Origin of the sequence: Rhodococcus sp. 008 (assembly GCF_001682295.1) — a bacterium.
Classification (GTDB): Bacteria; Actinomycetota; Actinomycetes; order Mycobacteriales; family Mycobacteriaceae; genus Rhodococcus_F; species Rhodococcus_F qingshengii.
On record NZ_CP012749.1, the window covers coordinates 3,452,528 to 3,464,913 of the forward strand.

Consider the following 12,386-nt stretch of genomic DNA (forward strand, 5'->3'; position numbering starts at 1 on the left):
CGCCCTTCCGTTTCCGTCCGGATCGTCGAACGTCTGCGATGTGGCACTCTGGCGAGATGGTCGAGAACGTGGGGGAGTCCGAACGGGAGTCCGAACGTAATGGTGTGACGGGCGGCAGCTTGGCGAAGATGGGCGGGCAAGTGGCGCTCGCCAGCACGGTCAGTCGGATCACCGGCTTCGTCCGCACCCTTGCCCTTGCCGCGGTCCTGGGCATCGCCCTGGTCAGTGATGCGTACAACGCGGCCAACAGCTTCCCGAACATGGTCTATCAGCTCCTCCTCGGCGGGATTCTCGCCAGCGTCCTGCTTCCGTATCTGACGCGGCAACGGAGCCGTGGGCGGACGCTCGAACGAGAGCAGACGCAGCGCGTTCTCACCGTCGGAGCGCTGGCTCTTGCGCTCGTGACGGTAGTGGCCGTGGTGTGCGCGCCGCCTCTGGTCTCGGCCGTGATCGATGATCCGGCTCAACGAGAGCTGACGACGCTCTTCGCGTACTTGCTCCTTCCGGAGATCTTCTTCTACGGCGTCACGGCGATGATGACGGCTGTGCTCAGCGTTCGATCGGTATTCGGCGCGCCGGCCTGGGCACCGGTGATCAACAACGTCGTCCTTCTGGTGACGGTCGCGGTCTTCCTGTGTATCCCGGGACCGGTGGCTCTGACTCCCGAGTCGATGACCACCGCGCAGGTTCTGGTGATCGGTATCGGCACTCTGCTCGGGATCGTGGCGCAAACCGCCGTCGTTGCTCGAGCGCTGCACCGCAACGGGTTTCGGTGGCGCCTTCGCGTGCGCGTCGTACCGCACACCTGGCGACCGGTGCGCGTCGGGGCGCCGTTGCTCGGCTGGGTACTTGTGTACGTCGTTGCCGGCCAGATCGGTGTGTGGGTGACGATGAAGGTCACTCTCTCCCGTCACGTCTACTCGATGTACACGCACGCGGATCTGCTGTTTCAAGTGGCGTACGGCATTCTCGGTGTGTCGTTGTTGACGGTGCTGATGCCGCGGATCGCCAGGTCGGTTGCTGCGGGTGACGACGTCGGCGTCGTATCCGATCTCGGCCGGGGAGCCCGGTATTCTGTGGTGGCGCTGATCCCGGTGACTGTGGCGCTCATGGTGTTCGGTCCCTCGTTGACCACCTTGATCTTCTTCGGCCGGGTCGACGGCAGCAGTGCCCGTTTGATCGGGACGGCCGTTGCGGTCAGTGCATTCGGGCTGGTGCCCTTTGCGATGGTCATGCTTCAGCTGCGAGTGTTCTACGCCGACAACAACACCCGAACTCCCGCGGTGATCGCCCTGGTGATGGTGGTCGCCAAGACTGCGCTCGTCCTTCTTGCGTCACTGTCGGCGAGTGACGAAAGGCTGGTCCTGGCCGTCTGTGCCGCCGGCTCGTTCTCCTACGTGTGTGGAGCGGTACTCGGCCACATCCTTCTTCGAAAGCGATACGGGCTGTTGGGATTCCGTCGCGTGCAGGCCACCGTCGGAAGGATTTCGGCGGCGGCAATTCTGGCAGGTGGTTGTGCGCTCGCTTTGGTGGTGGCGGTTCAGAACCGAGTTCCCGAGCCCAGGCTTGCTGCTGTTATTTCATTGTCGGCGGGTGCGGCCGTCGGTGCCGTCGTCCTGTTGGGTGCATGCAAGGTCGTCGGTGTTCCCGAGATTCGCCGGGCGCGAACCCTACTGCTGTCCTGAGGACAAGAGCGGTACCAGCAGTTCGTCCGGAGTGAGGGCGCCGTGCTGTCCACGGAGGCCGGACAGTCCCGATTCGACAGATCGACGTACGACGGCCACGTCCCCGGACGCAATGGCGATGACGTCACCGATCCGGCCGTGATACTCGGAATGCACTGCAGGCCCGAACAATCCTGCGACTATGCCCTCGGACCTCGTCCCGATCCACATGCGGTCACCCAGTTCGGCGCGCCAGCGGTCCGCAACATCTTGTGCAGCGCCTTCTCGGGTGTGGATGTGACGACATCTAGGTTCACCGGCAAGAGCGAGTACATCTTTGGACAGAATCGGAGTGTTGTCGAAGTCGATCTTGTTCTCGTCCGACACGTCGACCATTCCGTGGTCTGCCGTCACCAGCAATCTCACGTCCGGACCGAGAGCCGCGGCGAGTTGCTCGACCAGTCGATCGACCAGCATCAGTTGGAAGATCCACGGCTCGGACTCGGGTCCGTAGACGTGGCCGAGTGCATCGATCTCGCTGATGTAGCAGTATGTGAACGTGCGGTCGGCAGATTTCGACGCCGCCACGGTGCGAGCGAGGAGGTCTCCGTATGCCTGGATTCCGGCGAACTGGGCACCGCGCATCCCGGCACGGGTGAGGCCGCTGCCGTCGAACTTCGACGGTACGACGGTTGTAACGGTGATGCCGGCTGCGGCGGCGCGATCGAACGTCGTGGCCTGCGGCTGCAGGGTTTCCGGGACGATGGAGTCGGTCTGAGATTCCTTCTTGCCCGCGCTGTGCCAACCCAGCCAGTTGAACACCGAATCGGCTTCTTCGACGTAGGACTGGTAGCCGGTGATGCCGTGCGCTCCCGAAGGCAGACCGGTCCCCAGTGAGACGATGCTGGTGGCCGTCGTCGTGGGGAAGCCTGCCCGTATGGGCGTTCCGACGAGTGAATTCAGGAACGGTGCGTGTTCGGCGTTGCGGGCGAGCAAGTTCGCGCCCATCCCGTCTACCAGCAGAATTACGGTCTTCTTGCTGGGCTGTAGATCGAGACGGTTCGCTTCGCCGCTCACTCCGAGAGAAGCGAGTACCGACGGCGCAAGCGTCGACAGAGTCGGCTGCGAGTACACATCGAGGAGAGGGGCGGGGGCGGGCATCCCATGAGATTAGGCGTTGGACGCAGAAAACTGCATACCTTCTGGGCGAGTGTTCAAATCTGTGCGGTCAAATCCGGACTTTCCAGATGATCAGCGCGCAGAGACCGCGGACCGGTGCGGCCTCCGCGCGGAGATTCATTCCATGATCGTGGAGATCTGGAACTTGGCACCTAGTGGATCGGCCACCGACGCGAGACGACCGAAGGGCGTGTCCTCGGGATCGCGCAAGACGCTGCCGCCGAATTCGACGACCTTGGCGACGGCCGCATCGGTGTCGTCCGCCCCGAAGTACACCTGCCAGAACGACGGCGCCTCTGCCGGGAGGAACGAGCTGGCATCCATCAAACCGGCGACGACGGTGTCACCCTGCTTGGCCTGTGAGTACCGGAACTCGTCGCTGTCACCGATCGACTCGTAAGTCCAGCCGAACACGTCGGTGTAGAACGGCAGGACCGCGGCGTAGTTCTTGGACAAGGTCTCGTGCCAGACCGGCGCTCCGGCCTCGCCGACCAAACCGAAGCCGTGATGCTGATCTGCCTGCCAGATGCCGACGACGGCACCGGCCGGATCGCCCACGATCGCCATGCTGCCCTGAGGACCGACCTGCATCGACGGCATCATGATCGTTCCGCCCGCGGCTTGGGCCTTGGACGCCGACGCTGCCGCATCAGACGAGGAGATGTATGTGGTCCACACGTTGCCGTAGGGGTTTCCCTCCTGCTGGGGTCCGAGCCCGGCGATGGGCTGCCCGTCTTTGCTGAAGATCGCGTAGCCGCCGTACTGCGGGTCGTCGTTTGTGTCAGCCTGCCAGCCGAACACGTTGGTGTAGAAGGATTTGGCAACCTCGGTGTCGGAGCTGGTGAGGTCGATCCAACAGGGTGTTCCGTCGAGCGCTGTGCGTGCGGGCATCTGAAAACTCTCCTTAACCGAAACGGATACACAAGCAGGGGACGCGGAAATGCTTGGCCGAGGAAGGCCTGAATCTCACGCTACGCGCGTACCCCGACACATTCCCAGGGTTCGAGAGCTTTGGGGTATGTGACCGTTTCGCGTTCCCCGGTGGGCCGGACCTGCCAACGCAGACGACCGCCGAATCGTTCTTGATACTCCGAAGTTTATGGGGCACTTGCTCGATCGGCGAGGCCGTTCCGCGGGTGTAGTGCCGGTACGTGTCAGCTCCTGATCAGCCCCGTGCGATCGAGCCACGCGAGCGCATGACGGGTGAACTCGTCCGGAATCTCCAATTGTGGGGTGTGGCCGGTGTCGCCGAGAATGATGGTGGTCCAGTGTGGATGTGCAGCAGCGGCTGCCCGTGCGGCCTCGACCGGGACAAGCCGATCGCGATCGCCGTGCATCAGGAGCGTCGGAGTCGTGATCTCTCGCAATGTCTTTCGATAGGAGGCAGGACGGGCGAGGGTCATCAGCAGTGACCGTGCTGCCTGAAGGAATTCGGCATCCTGGGTAGGTTCGTTGCGGCGAATCGCCGTCAAGGCAGCGCCCGCGTCGAGGACCGCGGGGTCGGCTCGCGTCGGATCGGCAAAACACAATCTGGTCATCTGAGCGGCCAACTGCCGGTCTGACATCTTTCGGCGTCCGAAGCCGAGAACCTGCTCACCGACGTACGGCATCGAGTAGAGCGCGAACTGGGCGGCGACGGTCAGATCGGGAAGTTGGACGGGCAGGGGGAGCGCCGGATCCACCAGGACCAGGCCGGCGACTGATTCGGGACTGGCATGGGTCGACATTGCCGAGACCATTCCGCCCATGGAATTGCCGAACAGGACGGCGGGCTCACCCACCACTGTGTCGAGAAAGCGATTCAGAAGTGCTGTGTTGGCATCGACGCCGGTGTGTCGCCCACGGGCAGAGGTGAGTCCGAATCCGGCGAGGTCAAGGGCGTACACGCGCGTGCGCGCCGCCAGCGCCGGTGCGACCCGCACCCAGTTCAGGTGCGAGCCGCCCAGACCGTGAACGAGCACGATGGGCGGCGCTCCGCTGGGACCGCCGAAGTCGATCCAGTGAACGTCACCGCCGAGATCGGTGATGTTGCTTGTCCCGCCCCACGGGTGTGTGAGGGTGCTTCCGTCGACGAGTTGGGCCGAAACAGCGGATTCCATACATGCCAGGATGCACCGAGGTGTCGTCGTAGTCACGCACTCGTTCCGGTTCGGGATCCGAATATGTGTCATCGATCACGGCTTCTCAAGAAGCTCAGGAAACGGGCAAAACGGAATTTGACTGGTGTTCAGCACTTTTCGAGGCTGTCGCCGCTTTCCGACGGCCGTGGCGCGCGTCCGGCGGAGGTCGGTTCGGGCATACTGAAAACCATGTGGTGGATGGTCGGGCTCATTGTTCTGGCCGCCTTGGTTTTGGCATCCGTTCTGGTCGGTTTCGTTTTCCGCCGCCCGATCGCCGAAGCCAAGTCGGCGGTGCTTGCCTTCGACGACGCCAGCTCTCAGCCCCAGCGCGACTGACCACCGTCGAGCGGAATTGTTGCTCCAGTCAGATACGCGGCATCCGGGCCGACCAGGAAAGCCACCGCGGTTCCGATGTCCGTTTCGCAGTCGCCGATCCTCCGTAGCGGAATCCCGGCAACAAAGGCGGCAGCCTCCTCCGGGCGTGCATCTGCCCACCGCTGCAGCCCCGGCGACGACGCGTGGGGAGCAACCGCGTTGACCCGGATCCCGTCGACGCCCCATTCGCATGCTGCCGCGCGACTGAGGGCTCGGACGGATTCCTTCACGGCCGCGTAGCCGCCGTAGCCGGCAGCGTCCCAGCGGACGGCCACGGAGCTGACCATGTTGATGATTGCCCCGCCGCCGCGCTCCTTCATGAACGGGTAACAGGCTTGCATGGTTCGCAGAGTCGCGACGGGGCCGGACGTCAATCCGTCGGCAAGGCGCTCCGGAGTGAGGTCGAGGACGTTGCCGAGCGGGTTGAGGCTGGCGTTGTTGATCAGAATGTCGACGCCGCCGAACAGTTCCACCGTTCGCGCCACGGCTCCGGTGATGGAATCCGCGTCGGCGATATCCATGAGCACCGGTTCGGCACGGCCTCCGCGTTCGGCGATCTCGTTACATGTGACGACGAGTTTCGACTCAGTGCGGCCCGCGACCGCGACGGAAGCGCCCTCCTTGGCGAGCGCAAACGCAACTCCCTGGCCGACGCCTTGCCCTGCGCCAGTGATCAGGGCCACTTTTCCATCCAACTTGCCCACTGCTGTTCTCCTGCTCGTCATTCAACGGTTCCCGAAGCGTTGTCCGAATCGCGCATTGTTACTCGTGGGTTCCCGCTGGATGAGATGTGAGTTACGTCCCACTCGGCGGTGCCGCTTCAAATTTCGGCCGTCTTACGTATATTGTGAGCGCCGTTACACACCGGACGCGCGGAACGCGTACACACATTCCATGATGAGGAGTTAGACATGGGTTCTTCGGACGCAGACCTGGCATTGATCAAGCAGATTCAGCCGGTTATCACGGGTGTTGCTGGCCTGATCTCGGGCATCGGCGCAATCGTCGGACTGGGCGTTGCCCTGCAGTCCTTCAGCTGATTTTTCGCTGAGCTGATCCTCCGGCCCGTGGCCTGAAGGCATTGCCTTCGTGGACGCGGGCCGGAGGTTTGTCTGCACCTGAATATCTGTGTCTTGCAGGCACATTCAATTCTGTGATACGTCCATTGCTGCCGGAACATCCACACCTTCTTCGTAGACCTGGGGTCCGAAGTTCGGCAACGGAGTGTAGTCGAGCATCGCTTCCGAACCGCGGTAGTGGCGGAAGTAGTAGAGCGATCTGTCCGGCCGCACCAGGCTGTCCGGTTCGCTTGTCTTCCATCCCCAGTGGACGTCTGCTCGCAGAATCTCCGACAGCTCCAGTATGTTCTTGCAACCATGGCTCTGTAGCCCAAGGCATTTCAATTCCTCGACGTCTCGCAATTGCCCGTCGCGCGTCCACCTGGATTCGTAGACCAGAGCATCGAGAACGACGCGGTGCGAACCCGCTTGAGTAACGCCGGCAAGTAGAACCTCCCAGTCCAATCCTGGTGCGTGTTGGAGGTATTCGTCGGCGTCGATGAATGCTGCCCATGCGACGGTGTCGCGGTACCGGCTCACGTAATCGACGTACGCCTCTACCTGTCCGTGCACGATCCGACCGTCCGCGTCGCGCGGTTGCCAGTCGACGATCGTCACCGGAAGGTCGTGCAGTTCTTTGCGGAATGCGACCTGAACTTCACTGTCCGACATCGATCGGGTGAAGGCGCCGTAAGAGTTGCCTCTCTTGTCCTCGCTGCGGCCGTGCCAACGGTTGAGGCTGAATGCGCTTGTCTTGCGGGTGGACCCGACGGAACCGGTGTTGTCGTAGAGAACAACCTCCCAGCCTTGCTCGATGTGGTGCAGGCACCAGTCTCTGATGAAGGGGAGATGTTCGCGGGGGAGCAGGACCGCAACCACGGCGCGGCGCCCGGCGTCAGCGCTGTTCGGATGATTCTTCGGATCCGTGATCACCCGACACACGATAGTGCTCTGCGTGGATGCGAGTTACTCAATGCTGCTCGTGGGAACGGTTGATCGTAGAACGTTGACACATTCGGCAATTTGTCTCATAGTCGAGTCATGACAACCTCTGTGTCACATTCGCCACGGTTTGTACCTTCCACCGGGGAGTCCTGGCGTTCGCCCTGGGCCATGTACGACGCATTGCGCGAGAACGACCCGGTGCACAACGTTGTGCCGGAAGCTGCGCCGCAGGACGACTACTGGGTGCTCACCCGTCACGAAGACGTCTACAACGCCGCTCGCGACTACGAGACGTATTCGTCGGCAAAGGGATTGACCACTGTCTACGGTGAACTCGAACAGATCGGGATGCAGGACAATCCGCCGTTCGTGATGCAGGATCCGCCATTGCAGTCGGAGTTCCGGCGCATGGTGTCGAAGGGTTTCACTCCGCGTCAGGTATCGGCGGTCGAGCCGATGGTTCGCGCATTTGTCGTCGAACGTATCGAGGCGCTGAAAGCGCGTGGCAGCGGCGATATCGTCGTCGAGCTCTTCAAACCGTTGCCGTCGATGGTTGTCGCACACTATCTGGGTGTGCCGGAATCGGACCGTGACCGGTTCGACGGCTGGACCGAAGCCATTGTCGCTGCCAATTCGGCAGGTGGTGTGGCCGCGGCAGCGACGACGGCGCAGGCCGCCACCGGTGAGTTGATGATGTACTTCGCTTCGCTGATCGAACGCCGCAAGGTCGAACCGGGTGACGACACGATTTCGCACCTACTCGCCGCTGGACTCGGTGAAGACGGCGACATGTCCGGCCTGCTGTCGATTCTGGGCTTCGCCTTCACCATGGTGGCCGGTGGAAACGACACCACGACAGGAATGCTGGGTGGTTCGGCGGCGATGCTGACCGAACGCCTCGACCAGCGTCAGATCCTGCTGGACGATCCCGCATTGATCACCGACGCGGTCGACGAGTTGCTTCGACTCACCTCACCGGTCCAAGGACTGGCACGCACCACGACGCGAGATGTGGCCTTGGGTGGCAAAGTGATTCCGGCAGGACGTAAGGTTCTGCTGATGTACGGTGCGGCCAATCGTGATCCCGAGAAGTACGGACCCGACGCGGCGGAGTTGGACGTCTTGCGTCGACCGCAGAAGATCCTCACCTTCAGCCATGGCGCCCACCATTGTCTGGGCGCATCGGCAGCTCGAATGCAGGCGCGAGTTGCTTTGGAAGAGTTGCTTTCCCGGATTCCCGACTTCCATGTCGACATCGACGCGATGCAATACGCGCCGGGCAACTACGTGCGCCGTCCGCTCTCGGCTCCGATGTCGGTGACTCGGCCATGAGCAACGACTGGCTCGGCGAGGGGCGCGCCTTGGCGGCAGCCGAGAAGATCCTCGACAGTGCGGCACAATTGTTCGTCGAGAAAGGCGTCAACGCGGTCGGTATGGCGGAGATAGCCTCTGCTGCAGGATGTTCCCGAGCCACCTTGTATCGGTACTTCGAGAATCGGCAGGCTCTTCACATTGCGTTCGTTCACCGCGAAGCTCGCAGGCTGGGAACTGCGATCGCGGAATCGGTAGCGACCATCGACGATCCGAGTGAGCGTCTGGAGACGGCCATACTCACTGCAGTGTCCGCGGTGCGTAGCACTCCGACGTTGGCTGCATGGTTCACCCCGGGTGATGCGAGTCTTGCCGGTGAACTTGCCAATTCATCCGACGTCATCAACGGACTTGGTGTCGCGATGCTCGGTGAACTCGGAGCAGGCACAGCGTCGCGGGCGCGCTGGATCGTGCGAGTGATTCTCTCGCTGCTCATGGTGCCGGGGGCGGACGAGAACGACGAGCGGACGTTGGTGCGTGAGTTCGTCGTTGCGCTGTTGATTGCTGGACGGGCCACCTGATCATCCCTTCCGGGTGATGCGCGAGGGCTGCGTGGGAATCGAGGATGAACCGATATCCCGACACAGGTCACCGCGAGTTCCCGAGGAGCGTAAGAGAAGATGACTACACCGTCCGAACTCGACCCCAAGCCCGCCACCGAAGCGACTCGCCTGGCAAATGCCCAGGTTCTCCGTGACCTTCCTTTCGACGACACCTTCGACTTCGAACTGATTTCTCGAGGTCTCGTGGCACCGCTCATCGATGGCGGACTGGTCAAAGGTGACAAAGGGCAGTTCATCTTCTCGTACGACGCCTACGGGTTCGCCGACGGCGATGCACCGGATACCGTCAACCCGAGTCTGTGGCGCCAAGCCACTTTGATGGGAAAGGGCGGTGGACTGTTCAAGCTGGCTGATCGTCTGTACCAGGTGATCGGCCAGGACTTGTCCAACACGACGATCATCGAGGGCGACACCGGGTTGATCATCGGTGACACTCTGATGTCCGCGGAAACAGCCGCTCTCGCGCTGGAGTTGTACTACCAGCACCGCCCGAAGGTTCCGGTCAAGGCAATCATCTTCACGCACTCCCACGGCGATCACTTCGGCGGTGTCAAAGGATTTGTCACCGACGAAGAGATCGAGTCCGGTGCCGTAAAGGTCTACGCACCAGACAGTTTCACCGAGGAAGCGATTTCCGAGAACGTACTTGCCGGCACGGCGATGACACGTCGCGGAATGTACATGTACGGATCGTTCCTGCGTCCGGGGCCACAAGGGCAGGTATCCGGTGGTCTCGGCCTGTCCACTTCGCACGGCACTTCGACGTTTGCCGTGCCTACCGACGTCATCACCGAACCGGTGCACGAAGAGGTCATCGACGGTGTGCGCGTGACGTTCATGCTCGCGCCGGGAACCGAAGCGCCATCCGAAATGCTCTTCTATTTACCAGATTTCAAGGCGCTCGGGTCAGCCGAGGACGTCACGCACACGATGCACAATCTATACACGTTGCGCGGCGCCAAGACTCGCGACGCCAAAGCGTGGTCGCACTACGTGCGTCTGGCAATGGAACTGTTCCCCGACGTCGAAATCATCTTTGCGCAGCATCATTGGCCCACGTGGGGCAACGACAAGATATTGAAGCTGATGTCGGATCAGGCAGATCTGTACAAGTATCTGCACGATCAGACGTTGCGCCTTGCCAACAAGGGACTGACACCGGTAGAGATTGCCGACCAGATCGAGGTACCCGACGCGATCGGAAAGCAGTGGTACAACCGTGGGTACTACGGCTCGCTCAGTCACAACGTCAAAGCGATCTACACCTTCTATCTCGGTTGGTTCGACGGCGTTCCCGCTCATCTCAATCCCCATCCGCCGGTGGAGAACGGCAAGCGCTACGTCGAAGCCGTCGGCGGGCCGGACGCACTTTTGACCAAGGGCAAGCAGGCGTTCGACGACGGCGACTACCGCTGGGCCGCGGAGCTGGTGAACCATCTGGTGTTCGCCGATCCGAGTAATCAGAAAGCGCGAGAGTTGTTGGCGGACACGTACGAACAACTCGGCTACCAAGCCGAGAACGGTACGTGGCGCAACTTCTACCTGGTCGGAGCGATGGAATTGCGGCATCCGCTGGCGCCGATGCCGTCCAACAACCCCACTGGCCCGGCCGTGGTCGCAGTGATGCCGCTCGAACAGATGCTGGATTTCTGGGCAGTTCGCCTCGATGGCCCGAAGGCCGCCGACGTCGACCTGTCGTTGCGATTCGTGTTGTCGGACACCGCGGACAACGTCCTGGTCACAGTGCGCAACGGCGTGCTGAACTACGACATGGACAAGGCAGATGCTTCGGCCGCCCTGACTCTGACCTTGACCCGTGCCGTGTTCAACGAGGTGTATCTGGGAACGACCTCGCTCACCGAATCCATCAAGGCCGGAACGGCAAAAGCTGTGGGAGATCAGTCCGAACTGGAGACGTTCATCTCGCTGCTGGAGGACTTCGATCTGTGGTTCGATATCGTCACGCCGTGACTGGTCGACTCCATGATGTGGCCCGGGCGGGGGATCATTCGAAACGAGAAGGATCTCCCGCGCCGACCCGCACGATTTCGGGAACACCGGACGAATAGTCGACGACTGTGGTGGGTTCGGTTCCGCAGTCACCCGAGTCGATGACGGCGTCGAGTTGGTGGTCGAGTTCTTCCTTGATCTGCCAGCCGTCCGTCATCGGTTCCTCGGCGCCGGGCAGGAGAAGGGTGCTGGAGAGGATGGGTTCACCCAACTCTTGCAAGAGTGCCCGCACTACCGGGTGGCTGGGGATACGCACTCCGACGGTCTTCTTCTTGGCGTGTGCCAGCCTACGCGGAACTTCCTTCGTGGCGGGAAGGATGAACGTGTACTGCCCAGGCGTAGCCGCTTTCACCGCGCGGAACGCCGAGTTGGTGACGTGGACGAAGTGCCCGAGCTGCGCGAAATCGGCACAGACCAGCGTGAAGTGATGGTCCGAACGCAGATGACGGATCTCGCGGATCCGATCGGTGCCCGAGTGATTGTCCATTCGGGCGCCCAGGGCGTAGCAGGAGTCGGTGGGGTAGGCGATGACCGCGTCGTTGCGCAGCATTTCGACGATCTGGCTGATCGCGCGCGGCTGCGGGTTTTCCGGGTGAACGTCGAAGTATCGGGCCATCAACTCAGCTTAGTTCAGCTTGCAGATCACGAATGCCGTTCACCGTTGAGACTGTGGTCGGCGAGCAAACCCGTCAGCTCTTCGGCGTAGGCGAGTTGCTTACGTAAGTGTGTGCAGCTTTCTTCCGCCCGGGTGTGGCAGTCGGTGACGAATTCGGTTGCAGCGGTGCGCGTTGGCGCGTCCGAAGCTTCGTCGCCGAGCACTGCCAGAGAATCGAGAAGTTGTTTCATTTCTTCGAGACTGAATCCGAGTGGCTTCATTCGTCGGATTACCAGTAGCCGTTGGACATCGGCCTCGGTATAGAGGCGGAATCCTCCGGCGCTCCGCTCGGACGGAGTAACCAGACCGACCTCGTCGTAATGACGAATCGTCTTGATCGACAGTTCGGTGCGTTCGGCAACCTGTCCGATCTGCATGTTCGGCCCTTGGCCCGCATGTTCCGGCTCAGACATCACTCCCACTTTCCTCGCGCTGGGCTTCCATAC

13 protein-coding genes are annotated in these 12,386 nt (G+C 61.8%); 6 read left to right on the forward strand and 7 right to left on the reverse strand.

What is annotated here, in order from left to right:
* Positions 1–56 precede the first annotated feature (56 nt).
* Positions 57–1,685 (forward strand): murein biosynthesis integral membrane protein MurJ, encoded by a 1,629-nt coding sequence (gene murJ / locus AOT96_RS16005; protein WP_228232473.1) that lies wholly within the window; start codon positions 57–59, stop codon positions 1,683–1,685.
* On the opposite strand, the gene AOT96_RS16010 is transcribed toward murJ, so the two are convergent.
* The 3 genes from AOT96_RS16010 to AOT96_RS16020 all read right to left on the reverse strand — a co-directional run bounded on the left by AOT96_RS16010 (position 1,671) and on the right by AOT96_RS16020 (position 4,942).
* Positions 1,671–2,825 carry an alkaline phosphatase family protein gene (locus AOT96_RS16010; RefSeq protein WP_007734589.1) on the reverse strand — a complete coding sequence of 385 codons (1,155 nt, stop codon included), beginning with the start codon at positions 2,823–2,825 and terminating at the stop codon, positions 1,671–1,673. The genes murJ and AOT96_RS16010 overlap by 15 nt on opposite strands.
* 135 nt (positions 2,826–2,960) lie before the next feature.
* The gene (locus tag AOT96_RS16015) at positions 2,961–3,734 is read right to left on the reverse strand and encodes a VOC family protein (protein ID WP_065352004.1); all 774 of its coding nucleotides are present in this window, start codon (positions 3,732–3,734) and stop codon (positions 2,961–2,963) included.
* Between the two features lie 263 nt (positions 3,735–3,997).
* Entirely contained in the window at positions 3,998–4,942 is a 945-nt protein-coding gene (locus AOT96_RS16020) for an alpha/beta fold hydrolase (RefSeq protein ID WP_064074108.1), read from the reverse strand.
* A 219-nt stretch (positions 4,943–5,161) separates the two neighbouring features.
* Between AOT96_RS16020 and AOT96_RS35730 the strand changes: the two genes are divergently transcribed.
* Positions 5,162–5,299 (forward strand): hypothetical protein, encoded by a 138-nt coding sequence (locus tag AOT96_RS35730; RefSeq protein ID WP_003945592.1) that lies wholly within the window; start codon positions 5,162–5,164, stop codon positions 5,297–5,299.
* Here the strand turns inward: AOT96_RS35730 and AOT96_RS16030 are convergent.
* Positions 5,281–6,042: an SDR family NAD(P)-dependent oxidoreductase gene (locus AOT96_RS16030; RefSeq protein ID WP_042452547.1), complete on the reverse strand. Its 762-nt coding sequence runs from the start codon at positions 6,040–6,042 to the stop codon at positions 5,281–5,283. The two genes, AOT96_RS35730 and AOT96_RS16030, sit on opposite strands and share 19 nt — an antisense overlap.
* A 207-nt stretch (positions 6,043–6,249) precedes the next feature.
* Between AOT96_RS16030 and AOT96_RS36340 the strand changes: the two genes are divergently transcribed.
* Entirely contained in the window at positions 6,250–6,378 is a 129-nt protein-coding gene (locus tag AOT96_RS36340; protein ID WP_007734598.1) for a hypothetical protein, read from the forward strand.
* 105 nt (positions 6,379–6,483) lie between these two features.
* Here AOT96_RS36340 and AOT96_RS16035 read toward each other — a convergent pair whose 3' ends face one another.
* Positions 6,484–7,329 carry a hypothetical protein gene (locus tag AOT96_RS16035; RefSeq protein ID WP_065352005.1) on the reverse strand — a complete coding sequence of 282 codons (846 nt, stop codon included), beginning with the start codon at positions 7,327–7,329 and terminating at the stop codon, positions 6,484–6,486.
* Positions 7,330–7,437: 108 nt separating this feature from the next.
* Here AOT96_RS16035 and AOT96_RS16040 point away from each other — a divergent pair, with 108 nt between their 5' ends.
* The 3 genes from AOT96_RS16040 (at position 7,438) to AOT96_RS16050 (ending at position 11,246) form a co-directional block, all read left to right on the forward strand.
* Complete coding sequence (locus AOT96_RS16040; RefSeq protein WP_065352006.1) at positions 7,438–8,673, forward strand: cytochrome P450; 1,236 nt, start codon at positions 7,438–7,440, stop codon at positions 8,671–8,673.
* The gene (locus tag AOT96_RS16045) at positions 8,670–9,233 is read left to right on the forward strand and encodes a TetR/AcrR family transcriptional regulator (protein ID WP_007734604.1); all 564 of its coding nucleotides are present in this window, start codon (positions 8,670–8,672) and stop codon (positions 9,231–9,233) included. The genes AOT96_RS16040 and AOT96_RS16045 overlap by 4 nt, the downstream gene beginning before the upstream one ends.
* A 99-nt stretch (positions 9,234–9,332) precedes the next feature.
* Complete coding sequence (locus AOT96_RS16050; protein WP_003945738.1) at positions 9,333–11,246, forward strand: alkyl/aryl-sulfatase; 1,914 nt, start codon at positions 9,333–9,335, stop codon at positions 11,244–11,246.
* Positions 11,247–11,280: 34 nt separating this feature from the next.
* Here AOT96_RS16050 and AOT96_RS16055 read toward each other — a convergent pair whose 3' ends face one another.
* Together AOT96_RS16055 and AOT96_RS16060 are read right to left on the reverse strand one after the other, a co-directional pair.
* Positions 11,281–11,901, reverse strand: coding sequence for an L-threonylcarbamoyladenylate synthase (locus AOT96_RS16055; RefSeq protein WP_003945756.1), 621 nt, complete (start codon positions 11,899–11,901; stop codon positions 11,281–11,283).
* Positions 11,902–11,927: 26 nt separating this feature from the next.
* Positions 11,928–12,353, reverse strand: a complete 426-nt coding sequence (locus AOT96_RS16060) for a MerR family transcriptional regulator (RefSeq protein ID WP_047269546.1) — start codon at positions 12,351–12,353, stop codon at positions 11,928–11,930.
* Positions 12,354–12,386: the final 33 nt, after the last annotated feature.